15 protein-coding genes and 1 pseudogene are annotated in these 17,592 nt (G+C 34.7%); 7 read left to right on the top strand and 9 right to left on the bottom strand.

The window, feature by feature from the left end; all coding sequences use genetic code 11:
• Positions 1–212: 212 nt before the first annotated feature.
• A complete protein-coding gene (locus WH188_RS19915) occupies positions 213–1,280 on the top strand; it encodes a DUF6688 domain-containing protein (protein WP_168126368.1) in 1,068 nt (355 codons plus the stop codon).
• A gap of 104 nt (positions 1,281–1,384) precedes the next feature.
• Here WH188_RS19915 and WH188_RS19910 read toward each other — a convergent pair whose 3' ends face one another.
• Positions 1,385–2,257, bottom strand: coding sequence for a hypothetical protein (locus WH188_RS19910; RefSeq protein WP_168126367.1), 873 nt, complete (start codon positions 2,255–2,257; stop codon positions 1,385–1,387).
• Positions 2,258–2,520: 263 nt separating this feature from the next.
• Between WH188_RS19910 and WH188_RS19905 the strand changes: the two are divergent.
• Positions 2,521–3,303 (top strand): annotated as a pseudogene (locus WH188_RS19905) (sulfatase-like hydrolase/transferase).
• A 28-nt stretch (positions 3,304–3,331) separates the two neighbouring features.
• Positions 3,332–3,958: a sulfatase-like hydrolase/transferase gene (locus WH188_RS19900; RefSeq protein ID WP_260291964.1), complete on the top strand. Its 627-nt coding sequence runs from the start codon at positions 3,332–3,334 to the stop codon at positions 3,956–3,958.
• Positions 3,959–4,088: 130 nt separating this feature from the next.
• Here the strand turns inward: WH188_RS19900 and WH188_RS19895 are convergent, their stop codons facing one another.
• Entirely contained in the window at positions 4,089–6,569 is a 2,481-nt protein-coding gene (locus WH188_RS19895; RefSeq protein WP_168126366.1) for a WG repeat-containing protein, read from the bottom strand.
• Positions 6,570–6,622: 53 nt separating this feature from the next.
• Positions 6,623–8,926, bottom strand: a complete 2,304-nt coding sequence (locus tag WH188_RS19890; protein WP_168126365.1) for a WG repeat-containing protein — start codon at positions 8,924–8,926, stop codon at positions 6,623–6,625.
• Positions 8,927–9,135: 209 nt separating this feature from the next.
• Between WH188_RS19890 and WH188_RS19885 the strand changes: the two genes are divergently transcribed.
• Positions 9,136–9,495 (top strand): bleomycin resistance protein, encoded by a 360-nt coding sequence (locus WH188_RS19885; protein ID WP_132767697.1) that lies wholly within the window; start codon positions 9,136–9,138, stop codon positions 9,493–9,495.
• A 14-nt stretch (positions 9,496–9,509) separates the two neighbouring features.
• On the opposite strand, the gene WH188_RS19880 is transcribed toward WH188_RS19885, so the two are convergent.
• Positions 9,510–10,373, bottom strand: a complete 864-nt coding sequence (locus WH188_RS19880; RefSeq protein ID WP_168126364.1) for a GLPGLI family protein — start codon at positions 10,371–10,373, stop codon at positions 9,510–9,512.
• Positions 10,374–10,821: 448 nt separating this feature from the next.
• Between WH188_RS19880 and WH188_RS19875 the strand changes: the two genes are divergently transcribed.
• A complete protein-coding gene (locus WH188_RS19875; RefSeq protein WP_168126363.1) occupies positions 10,822–11,376 on the top strand; it encodes a tetratricopeptide repeat protein in 555 nt (184 codons plus the stop codon).
• Positions 11,377–11,465: 89 nt separating this feature from the next.
• On the opposite strand, the gene WH188_RS19870 is transcribed toward WH188_RS19875, so the two are convergent.
• From WH188_RS19870 to WH188_RS19855, 4 genes are all read right to left on the bottom strand, one after another.
• The gene (locus tag WH188_RS19870; RefSeq protein WP_132767691.1) at positions 11,466–11,702 is read right to left on the bottom strand and encodes a hypothetical protein; all 237 of its coding nucleotides are present in this window, start codon (positions 11,700–11,702) and stop codon (positions 11,466–11,468) included.
• A gap of 117 nt (positions 11,703–11,819) precedes the next feature.
• Entirely contained in the window at positions 11,820–13,355 is a 1,536-nt protein-coding gene (locus WH188_RS19865; RefSeq protein WP_168126362.1) for a TlpA family protein disulfide reductase, read from the bottom strand.
• Entirely contained in the window at positions 13,352–14,110 is a 759-nt protein-coding gene (locus WH188_RS19860; protein WP_168126361.1) for a LytR/AlgR family response regulator transcription factor, read from the bottom strand. Before WH188_RS19860 ends, WH188_RS19865 begins: the two co-directional genes overlap by 4 nt.
• A 4-nt stretch (positions 14,111–14,114) precedes the next feature.
• On the bottom strand, positions 14,115–15,869 hold the full coding sequence (locus WH188_RS19855) for a sensor histidine kinase (protein WP_168126360.1): 1,755 nt from the start codon (positions 15,867–15,869) through the stop codon (positions 14,115–14,117).
• Positions 15,870–15,911: 42 nt separating this feature from the next.
• On the opposite strand from WH188_RS19855, the gene WH188_RS19850 reads away from it, so the two are divergent.
• The gene (locus tag WH188_RS19850) at positions 15,912–16,037 is read left to right on the top strand and encodes a hypothetical protein (RefSeq protein ID WP_259192630.1); all 126 of its coding nucleotides are present in this window, start codon (positions 15,912–15,914) and stop codon (positions 16,035–16,037) included.
• Positions 16,038–16,157: 120 nt separating this feature from the next.
• Entirely contained in the window at positions 16,158–16,658 is a 501-nt protein-coding gene (locus WH188_RS19845; RefSeq protein WP_168126359.1) for a hypothetical protein, read from the top strand.
• A gap of 88 nt (positions 16,659–16,746) precedes the next feature.
• Here WH188_RS19845 and WH188_RS19840 read toward each other — a convergent pair whose 3' ends face one another.
• Positions 16,747–17,580 carry an AraC family transcriptional regulator gene (locus tag WH188_RS19840; RefSeq protein ID WP_206368241.1) on the bottom strand — a complete coding sequence of 278 codons (834 nt, stop codon included), beginning with the start codon at positions 17,578–17,580 and terminating at the stop codon, positions 16,747–16,749.
• Between the last annotated feature and the right edge of the window lie 12 nt (positions 17,581–17,592).

The following is a 17,592-nucleotide window of genomic DNA, read 5'->3' as shown; positions in this document are numbered from 1 at the left end:
TTGGGTACAGATACAGAAATACTAATTTTCATAGGTACAGCTAGTATTTTTTATACGAGTCCTAACCATTAATTTTACACATTTTAAAACGGCATCTAGGAAAAAGAATATAATCAGTAATAAAACTCATTGAGAACGCAATACCTTTCCTTATTTTGATTATATTCATGAAAAATTGTACCCCTTAACTATAAACTAAAGTAGAAAAGCCAATGGAGTTTCTGATCATATTTTTTCTAATTTCATTTCCACTACTAGGATTTTGGGTTTATAAACAGTTGCGAAAGAAAGCTAATACCTCTACTAAAATTACGGAATACCTTATCATTGTGGCTTTTTGTATTTCGATTCTACTATTTGTTTTCGGACTTATGCTTTATGGCTCGCACTATAAGGAAGCAATAGATATTGTCGACGGCGGTTACTCGCCATTTGCTTTAGAACATAGCTTGACATTAGTTACTTTTTTTGCACTTGCCATGTTTGGAATTATAAAGCTATGGTTAAAAGGAAGATCAGCACCTCCACTTCTATTTGTACTGTCACTGATCTTTGTCATTATCGGAATAATTATGAGCGTTGCTGTCTTACTACAGATCTCATCGAATACGCAATTCTACGATTCCTGGTTGTTCTTTTTCCTACCCGTCACATATACGGTAACGGCGTTTATTTTAATTTTTAGATGTATCGGAGAAGAAGCTATATCCGCAACAAATAAACATTACTCGAATAAATTTCTTAACTACCTGAATACGAAAATGGCGAATGTGAGCCATCAACCCGTTTACGTTCTGGTCTTTCTTATTCCTGTTTTTGTGATTATTGTTGCAATATTAGTTTTATTTGGACAGGAAGTAAATTCCATTACAAAAGTATTTACGGAAACGACTACATGGAATTTTTCTACCAAAACTCACCCACCTTTTTTAGATCATAGGGGACATTACTTATGTACTGTAGCTGTTTGTGGAGATCCAACGATTGTAAAACCACTTCGCTTAGGGAAAAGGTATGGAAATGAAATTGTTGTCAACAGACAACTACTCGTTGCCAATGCTTTCGAGGAACTAATTTCAGATCATTTTCCATCTGTACATCAAGTCATCAGAAGATTTTATGATCGTTTTGGTTATCCTTTATCAAAAAAGATTAATACGCCTCAAAAATCTAATTTGGTATACAGATTGATGAAACCTCTGGAGTACTTTTTTATCTTTTGTTTGTATTTATTCACTGAAAAACCTGAAGAGAAGATCGCAAAACAATATGCTTTATAGACACTAACAGCGCTTTTAAATCAACTTTATATCGCAGTTATCATGGTTATTTTTACTGTTAAAATGTAAACAGAGATAATTCCGATCAAATTTTATTAATCCATTTAATGATTTGGTTCAGCATGAATTTCATAACCGAATCCATTTTCCTTCCAGGAATCTTTTTTTAAAAGAGCCATATTTGAAGTTTTACCGAGCCAGATTTTGATCACCTGCTCCGCTCTTACACCTTTCTTAAAAAGCTTTTTGAACTTGGCATATATACCTTTAGTGGTTTCATCATATTTAGGTTCTCCATATAGGGAGGATATATGTGTTGTCAATACTTCCAGTTCTCGTTTTCCTATTTCAGGATTAAACTTTCTATAATCCAAATGCTCAAATCGCACATTTAATTTCGAGAAAATTTCTTTACCGATTTTATTGCTGTAGACTTGGAATTCATAATCTTGTGTTCCATTGTTGGTGTAGCCTATGTTTTGATTCGGATCACCACTCAGCTCACTCCATTTAAGGTGCAAAAAGTCTCCATCTCCAGTAATATGGATTGCTGCAGAATCTTTTACAACTAAGTCCTTTCCTCTATACCCCTTTAAGTAGGTTTTATAATTTCCTGGTAAATAAAAATAATGCCCCCAAGCTGTAGTAAACCGATATCCTCCGGATTGTTTAACGACAAGATCCAGTTTCTTGGGACTTCCTTCAACCTCCCATGTCAGCGAATCTAAATTTTGATATTTTAAGGGAATTAGCATTGATCCGTTTGGTCCATTATAAGTACTATCTTTTAGTTCAAACATCACCATCTCGTAGAAATTTTGATTGCTCTTATCTGCAACTATTCTGATCGGCACTTTTTCTTCTTCGCCAGTAGGATGTTCGACATCAATTTCGTCGACAAGTGAACCAAGTTCTTTGTCAGAACATGAAATTAGTAAACAGCTTGTTAAAAGTAATAAGCAGATTTTTCTAACCATAATTTAAGTCTTACTTGGGAGTCTACTCAAAAATAAGAATTAAAGCTTTATATTACAAGTTGATCGTGAATATTTTAACCGTTTTTTCATAAAAAACCTTTGAAGTATGTAGTAAAAATAATATTATTTGTCCTTTCCAATTATTTATACGCTTATTACACCGATTTTATTCTGAAAGCATTTCACAATTTTCTTAGATTGATTATTATATTTGCATTGAACCGAAACACTATACCTTAAAAAAAAGGCATTTATTAACCCTTATGATCGCGGGTATTTTTATTCCGCTTAGTATAATTGCACAAAATAAAAAGAGCAAACCAAATGTTATCTTTATTTACGTAGATGATTTGGGATATGGTGATTTAAGCTGTTATGGTGCAAAGGCTATTTCGACACCAAATACAGATAAATTGGCCACAAATGGACTGCGATTTACGCGTTGACATGCAACCTCTGCAACCTGTACTCCTTCCAGATTCGGTTTAATGACCGGTCAGTATCCCTGGAGAAAACCGGGAAGAAATATTCTTCCCGGAGATGCAGCTTTGATTATACCAACAGATCAGATTACCTTGCCTAAGGTATTTAAAAATGAAGGTTATACCACTGCTATCATTGGTAAATGGCACTTAGGATTAGGTGACCAAATTAATAAGGATTGGAATGCGGATATTAAACCAGGACCAAATGAGGTCGGGTTTGATTATTCATATATATTTCCTGCAACAGCTGACAGAGTTCCGACCGTCTTTATGGAGAACCATCGGATAATAGGCCTGGATCCCAAAGATCCTATTAACGTCAATTATAAAAATAAAATAGGAAATGATCCTACTGGAAAGGAACATCCTGAATTGTTAAAGTTACAATCTTCTGTTGGTCATAACCATACGATCGTAAACGGTATAGGAAGAATTGGCTATATGTCCGGTGGAAAACAAACAAGATGGACAGACGAAGAATTGGGAACTACGTTTTTAGCTAAAGCTCAGGATTTCATAGCGCAAAATCATAAGAAACCATTTTTCCTGTATACTGCATGATATTCATGTGCCGCGAATGCCTGCCACCATGTTTAAGGGTAAAAGCAACTTAGGCTATCGGGGTGATGCTATTTTGGAAATGGATTGGATCGTTGGTCAAATAACAAAGCAACTTCATGAACTTGGTATTGAACAGAATACGATGATCGTTTTCAGCAGTGACAATGGCCCTGTACTGGATGATGGATATGCTGATAAAGCAGAAGAACTAAACGGAATTCACAGTCCCGCAGGTCCACTACGGGGATGGAAAACGGACCTATATGAAGGTGGAACCCGTGTCCCTTTTATTATCAGCTGGCCCGCACACATTAAACCTGCTGTAAGTCAAGAATTGGTTTGTCAGATTGATTTCGTTGCCAGTTTTGCCAGTTATTTCAATCAAAAACTTCCAGATGGACAAGCATCTGATAGTCAAAATTTATGGGATACCTTTGTTGGCAACGCGAAACAAGGAAGAAAGACATTGATACAAGAAGGATATAGCAACCTTGCTATTGTATCTGGAGACTGGAAGTATATACCTCCATTTGGAAAAAATGGTCCTCAACTCTACAATCTTAAAGAAGATCTTGCGGAAGAAATAAATGTATTCGATCAATTTCAGGAACAAGCCGCCATACTAGAGGCATTATTTAAGCAAGAGAAAAATTAAATTAGGATATACACTCATCACTAAATTTAATCATATCTTGCTTTAATTATTTATAAAAAACATCTTCAATTGATAATTGAAGATGTTTTCACAGCGTGAGAATTTACAAGACTTTTTAAATCTAAAACTCTTATTTTATTTTGAGATAATCTCCTTTTTCATCGATATATTTCCAGACTGCTTCCCGATAAACCAGCAACGGGAAGATGTTTTGCTTTGTATCTAAAGGTGAATCGAAGAAGGTGGGTGCATCAAATAAGATTTCTTCAAATTCAATAGGCACGATTACATTTCCTTTAGCATCCGATATGCCAAATTTGTTATTTTTTTGAAGCAGAAAATAAGTTCCATTCTGAAGGGCCCGAATTTGTGTGTATTCAACCGGTAGCACCTCTTTTCCTGTGGTAAGATCTCCCAATCCATACAGATATTCATAACCGTTTACTTTTGGTAAAAAGACTGAATTATTAATAAACACAGATTCTTCGTGGTTTAGCCTAGAATTTGTGAGATCATATGTCAGGGGAAAGATCAATGCTCCCTTTTTATTGATAAAACCCATTTTAAAAACCAGTGCACGGCTGTCTGAGTTTTCAGATTGACATACCATAGCGGCATCGCCCCGGAAATCAAATGCCCAAACATATTTCGGTGAGACGATTACCTCACCCATATTGTTGATATAGCCATATCCTTTTTCGTTGTATAGCAAAGCCATGTCACCTTTATAGGGCAAGATCACCGTTTCCTTACCGGGATCCTTTGGCAGATAACCTTCTTTTACATAGGTTACACTAAATGCTCCTTTGAATTCTTTTTTTGCCTTAATATCATAAAGAACCCCGGTTTTGTCATTTTTCGACACTAATAGAAGATTGGGATTATTGATCGGATAAACAGATTGATAATCAAACGCCTGCAGCTCCATGTCATCCATATTGAGTAAAAGATATTTTCCTTTTATATCTTTTATTAAACAGTATTTAACTCCTATGGTGTCTATTCCTTGAATAGCTGTCTCCAATATCTTTTTTCCTGCAAGATCATACAGATCACTACTCTGATTATCCATATCATCCGCCTCTTTTTTCCGGACATTGTTTGCTTTTATAAGGTTTCTATTCCCGAATTTCCCCATAATAAAGCTATCGTAAACGGGTGGAATGATTTCCTTTCTGGTATCTAAATCGTAAATGCCCATTTGTCCATTTTTGATGAATGTCATCAGATTTTTCGGCGCATCATAGAGTTCGGAAATCCCTTCAAAATCGCTTAACATCAGGTGTCCATCTTGATCAAATAGGCTGGAGATTTTATTTTTCTCGGTAATGATATATTGCTCTTTTGGTTCGTTGTTCTTAAACTTAAAAAGATCAATCTTATAATATTGTGGCTCAATATAGATGTTTGTATTGGCAAAATACAAACCATAATATGCGCCTTTTTTAATCTTAAAAGTAGCTAGGTTATTACTGCCGGATGAGTAAAAGTAATCATTGACATGTGTTATTTCTCCATTCTCGATTTCGAAAAGCACCTTCCGCATCTTATCCATCAGATAAGACTTTTGCTGTTTTTTAACAACAAAATAATCGTCGTATACTTTTATATCATCATATTCATTTGGTATAATAACTGACCCTGTTAGGTCTGAAATTCCTTTTTTATGCTGTTTTGTGGTCAACAGATATTCTCCATAATAACCTAAATATGAATTATCGTTAGGCAGTTCGATATTATCGAAATCAAATGGTATTTTCAGATCACCGTCCTGCCCGTATACACCATACTTGTTATTTTCTTTTACAAGTAAAACACCTGTTAATATTTTGGCATCAACAAACTCTCTTTTTGATGGTATATGTATGATAAGCGGTTGTCCATTTTTTGAAAAGGAAGCCACCCAGTTATCACTCCGCATATTCCAATGTGCATGCTCGTATTTAAATGGAACGAGCACTTTTTCACTCCAATCCATGACTCCCCACTTACCATTTTGCTGTGCATATACATAGGCTGAACCATTGCCACATCCACCACAATAATCAAATGCATCATAGCCCTGACTGGTCGTTACTTTATTTTGCAATTTACTGTATAAATACCATTTCCCATTTTGTTTAACATCAAAATATTCACCATCTAAATATCCGATATCATCGAAATAAGGTAAAAAAGTTTTATCAGCTAAAAATAAGCTGACCTTTCCATTGCGCTTTACCTTCCAGAACTGCCGAAATTCGATATCAATATCATCGTAGTCTGCTGCTAACAAAAGATCTCCTTTTGGCGAAATAATTCCGATTTTTCCATTTTTCAGATACTTCAATACACTTTTTGGAAGAAAATCTGCTTCCTCTTTAATCTCACGTTGATAATCTTGTACTGAATACGCATCGTTAAAACTTACGGGGGTAGTTTCTGCAAGTTCAATTTTCTCCCCATGCACATTAATATAATAAACCCGACCTTTATCTGTTATTTTCGCGAAGCCATTTCTAAAAGGTGCCATACGATCTTCTTCAACATATGAACTGCTTATTTGTGCTGCTGCAGGATTTGAAAAACAAAGTGTTGCAGCAAAACAGCATGCAGTAAGTATAAAATTCAAATTCTTGTATTTTAAATATGATGAAAATGATGTCATAAGCGATTATATTTAGATTAATAAGAGCGTTCTTTTGCTTTTATGGAATACTTTTGACCATCTTTCCCAACGAAGTAATACCAGTCACCCTCTTTTACCAATAAGGGCCAGGTTTTTTGATCTCCTTCATAATTCCTACGAATATCATCATATAGGGGCGCTACAAGGATATTACCAGCCCAATCTGCCAATCCATACTTGCTCCCTTTCGCAAAGGTAAAATTAGGATCTGCACTACTTGTCTCTATGTCATGGTATTCTGCTCCTAAAATAACCGTACCGTCTCGTCGTACTAACATCTGGCTATCTTTTCTAGCAAAAACTAACATTTCAGCATCTGCGCCAGCGGCATACACTTCATTATACTCAAATGGAACGACTGTTTTACCTTCCAAATCAATCATTCCTTTCAAGTATTTGAATCCACTAGAGGCTTCTTTGTTTTCGATCTTCTTTGCTGCAACAGCATATCCATCGTAAAAACAATCAACTTGATCAATGCCCGTAAATCTTTTCTCCTGACCTAAGGTATCAATAAAAAGATTTCCTTCTCCCGCATATATCTTTTTCAGCCCAAAATAAAACCCACTCAAAGTATGCTTATTATAATTGGGGAAACGAATAAGGTGATAATTACCCTCTACCTTCCATGAAGGGTTCGCATAGATCTTCGTACCATCAAAAGTGGTCAATTGATAAACACCTTCTTTCGTTTCGATCTGCAGAAAACTGTCATTCACCACATGTACATCGGTAATATCAGCTCCTAATTTACGAAGCTTACGTTGTTTGATATCATAGAGTAAAAACTCGTAATTATAATCGGCAATCAGTTTCCGCAGTAGAAAGAAACGGTGATTCAGTAATGTAATATACTGTTCATGCGCTGCAAAAATAATCTCGTTTTGATCCAGATCAAACAATCCAATTTTTAATGCAATACTTCCTTCTTCTTTTCCTTCTGAGAATACAATAAAACGATTCGCGAGATCGAATTCGTTTTGTACTGCTTCTTTGGAATATTGATAAGAATCATTAAATGTGTATTGAACTGGTAATATTTCGGTTCCAGTTTCATCCACAATTCCAGATTTTAGTTCGGAGTCTACAAGAAAGAATGACTTACCTCTGTAATAGTGAAATTGTATATTCTTGTATTTACCACATGGGATAATTGTTTTTCCGTTCCAGCTGTACAGCCCTTTTTTTCCAGCCTTCGTGACTTCTATAAAATAGGGTGCCTGGTTTATCTGCTGCTCATAAATTAACTTCAATCTGACATCTTCTGGAGGTTTTCTGGCCAACATTTTCTCGGTTAATGCATCGGAGCCGGTGTCATATTTATGATGGCCATTTGCCGCTAAAAATCTTATCTCCTCAAATTGAAAATCCAAAAGTGTTTTTCCCTGCATATCAACCACTCCGTATTTACCGGATTTTTTGGCTATTCCCAGATTTCTAATAAAAGGATCCAATGATTCAAATGCAGGCGATACAATTACTTTTTGGGTAGTGGGATCAATAACTCCAAACAAGTCTTTTTGCTTAAATATCAGAAGCTTTGATCCTTCAATTGCTTTATAGTCCGTATTTCCTGAAAGTAATATGGTACCTGTAGTATCCATTAAATAAAGCTGTTTATTTTTTGTTCCCTCAATATAGGTCTGCTGCCCCCCTACGATATACCTTAAATAGTCATCATACTCGACGGGGATGATAACTTGCCCGCTAGCTTTGGCAAGTCCACTTTTATCCGCCGTGCGAACCTCCACATACTCGTCAGAAAAAAATTTTGTGATATATTCATATTCAGGCTCATGTACTAATTTACCATCAGAGGCTGAAGCCCAGCCCCAAAGATTATTTTTGGCAATTCCAATACTATTTTTATTAATAACTGTGGTATTCTGAAATTCTAAGGGAATAATGATGTTGCCCTTATCATCAGCGACTCCGGTTTTACCATCTTTTTTTAAAATGATGTATTTGTAATCGTATGGTATTCCCGCATACCACTGTCCTTCGTATTCCGTAGCGAGCTCAATTTCATCATAATCGATAGGAACGACCATGTTTCCCTTATCATTCAAGACACCATAATGCCCCTTCTTCACGACAACAAATAGATCTGCATCATGTTCTTCCACATCATCTATGAAATGATTGCCATCCAGATGATAAAAATATTCTTTTCTATCTTTTTTGACTTTTACTAAAGGAGACATCGAACCTCCGAAGCCTATCGCATCTGCAGTCTGAACTGTCTGCGAAAAACCTAAAACAGTTGATAATAAGAGTGAAAAAATAAGAATATGCTTCATTGATAACCCGTTTCTCCAAATATCTAGATTTTCAACCGAAAAATACACCCCTGAAATCCGCTAATTTTATTCTTTTAACATCCTCATAATTAATGGCTGTATATCATTGTTCAAAAATAAATCGTTAATTTTATACATACAGTATATATGATGTTAAAGTTTTCTAGTCATACATACAGGTTTAACATCGCTAAATAAAGAATAAAACTATGCTAACAGCAATACATCCGAAGTTACCTATGCGCGATAAATCGCTAACAAAAGACTATTATGTCAAGCAATTAGGTTTTGAAACTTTCGGCGACCACGACTATGAAGGTTATTTAATGCTTTTCAAAGAAGGTATTGAAATTCACTTTTTTGAATTTAAAGAACTTGATCCGAAAGAAAATTATGGCCAGGTTTACATTAGAACGGACAATATTGAGACCGTTTATCAGCAGTTCTTAGACAATAATGTCGCTATTCATCCAAATGCTCCTCTGGAAATTAAATCGTGGGGGCAAAAAGAATTTTCGTTGCTCGATCCTGACAACAATCTATTAACTTTTGGACAAGGTGTCGATTGAATTTATAATACAATTTAAAGCTCAATCCAATTATTATCTTTTCTTATCACCTCATTCAACCTTTCTTGAGCCGCTTTTCTATCCTCAGCAATACTTCCGCCATTTGATTCCATTATGGAAAGCATATTTTTTTGATAGTACCTTCTATCTTTGAACAGCTTATCTTTGTTGATTTTTTTAATTTCAACATTTTCTTTTTTGTTTAATTCTATATCCTCGTCTACATTTTGAATAGACTGAAATTCAAATTTCCATGTTTTACTTGAATCTTCTAATCTTAAAATTAGTCCCGGTAATTTCCCGAATTTGTAAGGCCCATCCGATATTGGAATTTCTGTTGAAAACCAAGCTGTCCAATGCCTACCGCCAAAGTCTATTTCAGCTTTTTGACAAAGAAACTGATCAATGGTAATTGTGTCTGAAGATAATTTCCAACTGTCCATTGCTGTAGCAGGCTCTGTATAATAATTTATTTCTTTAACATGATTTAAATTGCTGCCTGAATATTCATCATAGACTTTGATCTGTCCAGTATTAGATTTTAATATTTGATAATTCAGGTTATTGATCTTTCCAATTGTCACAACCACTGGCGCAGAAAGTTGGATAACTTTATTATTAATATAAGCTGCATAAGTGGCATCTTGCTCAGCTTTATGAAGTGTTCTAAATAAAGAAACCGTATCTGATAACAGCAACTCGGTCAACTCGGTAGTTTTAGATGCTGTATTTAAACTATCCATTTGAAAAGTCATATTATACAGTACCTTTTTATGTACTTTCAAACGATCAGATTGGGCATAAATAGCCGTACTGAAAAACAATGCAACAGTTGAAACTGATAATGATAATAATTTTACGCGTTTATTTAAGTTCATATTTATGTGGAGTATTGATTGAGTCTACTTTCTAAACACATTGAAAACATTGGTTTTTTGAAGTTAACAATTTCTCTTGTAATGACAAAATTATTTACCACATAAAAAAGTATGTACTAGGGTTAATAATAAGGTTATTAAAAACAATGAATTCTAGAATAAAGTAACAAAAAATTAATAATCAATAGGGGAAAGCTTTCAAACTGAGGGTAAAGTGTATGACTATAAATCAAATATTGCGGAAAGCTGTACTATAAAAGTGTTTTAGAATTATGTAAATTGAAATTGTTTTATAACACATCACATCATGTACAGATACAAAAGTAAGCGTTTTTCACTTAAAGATTTGGAAGAAATTATGCATAAATCTCAACATGGAGATTCAGATAGTCAATAATTACTTGCAAATTATTATGATGATGCATTATGGATTGATGAAGAACCCATCTTGCAACAAGATAAAAAAGAAGCATTCGATTTAACAGAAGCGGCCTATAGGAATGGTAGCAAACAAGCTATGATAAGCTACGCCAATTATTTATCTGTTGGGTATGCCTGTGACAAAAACGAAGCGCTAGCAAAAAAACTATATAAAGAAGCGATTAAAGCAAATGACTGTTTAGGTGCTTTTAATTTAGCTCGTTTGTATACTACGAATGGGAAATATAAAAAAGCATTTGAGTTTTATCATCTAGCGGACAATATGGGTAAATATTGTGCATTAGAAATAGGAACGTGTTATTATTATGGAATTGGAACCAAGCAGGACATTAAAAGGGCAATTTGTTATTATAAATCTATTTTAAGGTTAGAAAAGTATTATTCCGCCTACGAATTTGAAGAGGCTAATTATATATTGGCAAAATTGTATTTGGAAGGAATTCACTTACCCAGGTCTCTTTCAAAAGCAAGAAAACTCTTAAATATGGCTAACATAGACCGAGATCACAGAAGTGCCCAGAATATCCAAGCGATGTTAAAAAATTCCCATAACTCCTACTGATATGGTGTAGATAAGGATTATGATGAGGAAAAGATTTAAGATACAGATCAACATTGAGGATATCGCAGCTGATCTGTATAATTTAATGACTAATCTTCATCATGGTCTTCTCCAGCTAGCGAGAACTTGATTGATTTTTGAGGATAATCATCAAAACTTTTTCTACTGGTATTACCAATTACTTTTTTAAGGCTTACTTTATCTCCTAATCTAAAATGAAGTTCTACTAACTGATAGTCCAATAAATATGGCCCACAAAAGTAATTACCCTTTTCGTCTTGCTCAATTATTCCTTGATATAGCCCTCTTTTTGTTTCTCTTGGCATGTTATTATATTTATGGGACAAAGATACGAAGAGTAAAGGCATTTTAAACTATTAACACAAAAGATAATAATAAATGGTCTGAATTACATGATCATCCTATTCATCATGATCTCTAAATCAGAGTTGTGCTTTCAACATATCTAACGATAATCCCTGCATACTGGTAATCGTTTCGGAATCATAGCTTCCATCAGGTTTTAGCATAATATACGAAGGAAAACCACCTTTATTAAATAAATTCATCGCTTCGCTTGTCACCTTTTCATTAACAAATACATGAATACCGGGCTGCTCTATTTCAAGCACTTTATTTTTCCATTTCTCTTCACTTGAACTGGATGATGTGCAGATATAGACAAATTCAATTGGTAAATCAGCTTCTTTTGCTTGTTTATGTAGCTCTTTACTATAAGGCATTGCTTGAATACATGGGATACACCAGGTTGCCCAAAAATCAATTACAACAAGTTTATTTGGAAATGTAGATTTCAAATCTCGCAAAAAATCAGCCCCAGATTGATGTTCATCGATATAAAGTAATGCTCCAGATCCGGTTTTTAATATGTGTTTTCCAAGCGTTGATGCAACATTTTCTTTGACATTTTCTTTAACAGTTGATGCCTGGTTGATTGAATCAATTTTCTCAATCTTACTGTCCAACATGGCAATCTGAGATCGTACATACTCGCTAGACCACTTGAAATGCAGGGTCGGTGCTAATTGTTTATAAAGATCACGCTGAAGTTTAACATCTCTATCTTCTAGCTGTAACTTGATTAAATCTGCGTAAGCTGCCGGTAATATGCTATCGCAGTAATTAGCAAGATTGACATGACTATATTTTTGACCGGTAGTTTTAAAAGAGGATCTTACATAATAATTCAAAAATTGTATATATGCCCGTGAGTTATTTGATATCGCGTAAACAGGAGTCAGTAAGTCTTCTATCTGTTTTACTTGAATATTGTTTTCAAGTAAATATTTCAATTTTTCTTCATAATAACTGGCCGCTGTTTCACTTTTGACTAAATATTGATAAGTATCGCCATATGTAGTATAGAACATGTCATTAACACGATCCTGAACAGCAAATAAGCTATCTAGATTAGTTAAGAATGCTGTATCTTTTTTATTTAGATCCTGCAATTTCGTTGAAAAACTTTCATTATGTTTTTTATCGAATAATATATAATTATTCATCACCTCATTTTTTTTACCATCTTTACCACCAAAAGTAACTCCCTCGCCATTCCAGTAAACAAATTTCTTTTTCAATTTGTCCAGATCGAAGGTGAGCTCCAGTTCTTCATTTAAATAGATACAGATATATGCATATTCTCCAAACGTGAACCATATTTGCTGATTCATTAATTTATCTGGTATGACAATACTAAAAGTGCCATCTGGAGCTACTTTGGTTGTATAACTTGATTGAAAAGGATTTCCAGCATTCACGATGCTATATTTAATCGTAATTCTTTCGAGATCGGGCGGGCTTGCATGTAACACTTTTCCCTTTATCTGAGCTTGTACTTGATGAGTAGATTGTGTATCAAAAGCCGCATCTGTAAGTGGCATTGGATGAGTTTTTCCCTGAGCAAATAAAGCTATTGGAAAAACGATGCTAAAAAAGTAAATAATAAGAGTTTTCATGGTTTTATAATCTGGTTTAAAATTTGATATACATATTCTTTTTTCTGTCTGGCAATTGGTACCAAAAAATTATGTTGCATATGAACTGCCGGATTATCTCCTTTAGTATACCCCAACACATGCTTCGGATTTATGAGATGGCTCTGATGTGTTCTTATAAATCCATATTGACTTAACATTTCATCGTATTCTTTAAGGGTCTTACTGATCACAATTGGTTCTCCCTCCGACAGGTAGATCTCGGTATAATTATCATCTGCACGACATCGAACAATTTGAGCAACGGCAATATACCGGGTTTCTCTTCCAGTACTTAAAGCAATTTTATCTTCATCATGTTGCTTGTTATTGAGATTCTGGATTAAGTTCTCCAGATTGGCATTGTATTTCTTCTGCTTAATTTTTTCAACGGCTTTATACAATGCTTCTTCCAACTCTTGTATATTCAATGGTTTGAGCAGATAATCCAATGCTGAAAACTTAACAGCCCGAATTCCAAATTTATCATAAGCCGTTACAAAAATCACTTCAAAACTACGCTCTCCTATTTCCTGTAACAGATCAAAACCATTTTTTTGAGGCATTTGAATATCTAGAAAAATTAACTCCGGTTGTGTATTTTTTATCAGTAAAACACCTTCGTCAGCATGGGTAGCTGTACCGACCAACTGTAGATTATCCCTATACTTTTCTAAATAAGAACTTAATATTTCGATGTTGTTTACCTCATCGTCTATAATTACATATCTGATCATCTGATTAATTTTTAGAAATCCAGTTAGAAATTAGGATACAGACCTGAGTTTTATTGTTAGTAGTCTTAATCTCAATATGAAATGTATTTTCTGGATAAAGCTTATTAAGTAAATTTAGACGTTCTTTGCTCAATCGAAGACCATATCCACTTTCATTATTTTCAACCGTATAATCAAATCCGGCTCCATTATCTTCGACACAAATACGCATGGTCTGTCCAAGCTGATCAATGATAATACTGATCATACCTGTATTTCCTAATATAGCGATACCATGTTTTACGGCATTCTCAACTATAGGCTGTAATAACATAGTTGGTATTTCAATGAGATCTGCATGAACAGAAATTTTATTTTCTATCTGATAATGAAAACCAAACCTTAACTGTTCCATTTGTAAATAATCGTCCAATAATTGTAATTCTTCACTTAGTGGATTCATTTCTTTTTCTGCATTTTCTAATGTTGCGCGAGTAACCGATGCAAATTTACTTAGGTAATGATTGGTTCCGATCAAATCATTCTTTTGAATCAAATTTTGAATGGAATTGATAGCATTGAACATAAAATGGGGATTTAACTGTGCCTGAATATTCTTGATCTGTAGTGTAACCGCCTGCTTTTGCTGCTGTACTTGCTTCATCTTTCTCCGACTTCGAGACCTCATCATGAAGAATCCAGCACATACCATAATTGAACCGGCTAAAAGATAGGGCCATATGATAGGCCACACCGCTTGTGTGGTCTTTATTGCTGTCGGCACTATTTGATAGGAAATGCGCAAGATCTCGCTATCTTTATATTCCGAAAGATCTCCGGTTTTATGCACCAGCAGCTCATACTGACCTACTTCATTCAAATATTGATTTGAAATGGTAAACTTGTCTAACTGTGTCCACCACTCCAGACGAACTGTATCCACCTGACCATTGCTATTTTTAATTAAATGAATGGAATAAGGAACGGTCTCATGCTTCTCAAATTCTAGATCAAATTCAGTAATACTATCTTTCTGAAAGGTCCATCCTACCGGAACTCCAGTATGCGTATCATAGGATTGAACCTGCCCCTTATTCAAAGAGTCGTTTAATACATTGAAATACCCGTATTCTCCTGATCCTCTTGCTACCAGCTGCTTCAGTACGGGGCGATTATTTTTACGCCAGTCAATGATATAACCATCTCTGATGCCGTAATTCTTCTTATGCCTGACCTCTACAAGGATCTGTTTTCCGGGATAATTAAAAGTGCCTATAGCACCATAAGGGACTTTGGCTCCATACTCCATTGACAATTTAGGTATCGGAGACCAGGGAACTAGTTCGATGCTATCATGCTCTACGACCCGGTAGACATAATCCTTATAATTATCTTTATTAATCCCCATAGCGACAATGATAGCATCGGAACTATCGGGTACAATATAACTATAGTAGACTTTGGATATGTTTTGAACAGGTGCCGTAAAATAGTTTTTAAGTTTAGGGCTCAATTTTATACCGAGCAATATTGGGGAATTGGGAACATTATTCAGGCCAGCTCCAGGTAATTTTACTTTATTATCAAAATTACCATAGACATGCCATAGATATTTAGCTGATTTGACATAGACGATATCATTGCGTACCATCATCCGCTTATCTGTTGAAAAACCATGAAAATGAAAATTATCTCCGAAAAAGTAGTCATTCCCCTGCTGGTCCTGTGCCCAGGTTTTAAAAAATAAAAGTAGCAGCAATAATAAAAGTGTTCTTTTCATTTCTATTTGGTTTATGGATCGAAAATGCTCAAATTAATTGGAATGAAAAAAGAAAATGAGCAATTGGCAGGATGTATTGAGTATCTGGAGAAAAGAGTAAAATATTCCTATAAAGATTTAAATCCTGATCAATTGAAGATCAAGACATACATCCTATTTTCGGATTAATTTGTTATATTTATAAAGTGTAGAGCGTGCTCGAAAGTGCCTTGTGAGAAGTACTTAAAAAAATAAAATACCTTAAAGAACGCAAATAGAGACTATTTATAAGATTAATTCCGTAAACAGATGACTATACGAAATACCATCCTTTTCTTAAGTATAATCTCCTTGGGATGTACAAATCAAACTACTAAAGTAAACGATAAAAAGACAACTGATAGCTTATCCAAAGTGACAGATAGTTCAATAATCGGCAATTTAACCGCCATACAACCGGTTAAAACTGATTCCACTCTGGGAAAATTATTGATCCGTACTTTTGAAGGAAAAGATGCTTCATCTTCTCAATACACATTAATCGTTCTAAATCAAGAATATAGTGGTGATGGACAGTTCTCTATCAGTATCTTTGATAACAGGAATAAAAAATTGTTCGTAGCACAAGGTAAAAGATATACGTTACGAGGTGAGAATGACACCACACTATGGCAGTTTGTAACGAATGATGATAAATATAGTTTTGAATTTTTAGTTAATGCGGCTGACTCAATTACATTGGTCAATAATCCTTATAGTCAAGATAACCCTATTTTAAAAATGATTTCAAGTGAAAAAATAACGAACTAGTATATTGGGGCACCGTAAATTTAATACACTACATACTCAGTTCTTTCTTAATCAATAAGCTTACGTTCAAATATCTGCTTCTATTTTGTTATCCAGCCGTTTTCTCTCTATATTTTTTTAAACTCAGTCCATGATGGCGTTTAAAAAACTTATTAATATGACTTTCATCCGCAAATCCAAATTCATGTGCAATCTCATGAACTCTTTTATCACTAAACCTTAATCGATGTTCTATTAAGCGGATCCGATACGAAGAGATATACTGTTGTATAGATTCATGACATTGTTTACGAAAATAGCTTCCGAGATAAGTGGAAGATAGTCCAAATTTTTCGGCCATTACTCCTATTTTTAAAAATTCGGGTTGCCGTATATTTTCCTGTATATAATCCAATAATTGCAGTATGCGTGTATCTGCAGTCTGTGAAATATGCTCTGGTTTAACAATCGCAATATTCCTTGCTGCTATGACAAGAATGGCATTGACCAGATGCCTTCTCAAATCTTCATTATAATGCCCATGCTCTTCGCATGCCTGTTGAAGATTTTGCATCAGCAAGCTGACCATCTGCTTGTCTTCCTTATTGACGAGCACAGATCCCGACAAATGAGAGGCATTGTATAATAAGCATTCTATATGGTCGATGCTTTTCCATTGATATTCTTTTATGTAGTTTTCGCCAAAGCGTACGACCATAAACTCATTCATTCCATCGAGATCAAATTCATGACAATCATGTGGTGTCAAAAGAAATAAGTCTCCTGGAAAATAATCAAATTTATTTCCATTGACACCGTGTTTTCCGTTGCCGGAGATAACATATACGAGTTCAAAGAAATTAAACTGTCGATCACGTAAAGGACATACTGAAACTTGTTCGTAAAAAACTTCTAAGGATTGATAGATATTTTCTCTTGCCATGATGCAAAGGTA

The organism is Sphingobacterium sp. MYb388, from assembly GCF_037479535.1.
Taxonomy (GTDB): Bacteria; Bacteroidota; Bacteroidia; order Sphingobacteriales; family Sphingobacteriaceae; genus Sphingobacterium; species Sphingobacterium anhuiense.
The sequence above is the reverse complement of the archived record's forward strand: the minus strand, read 5'-3'. Positions and strand labels throughout refer to the sequence as shown.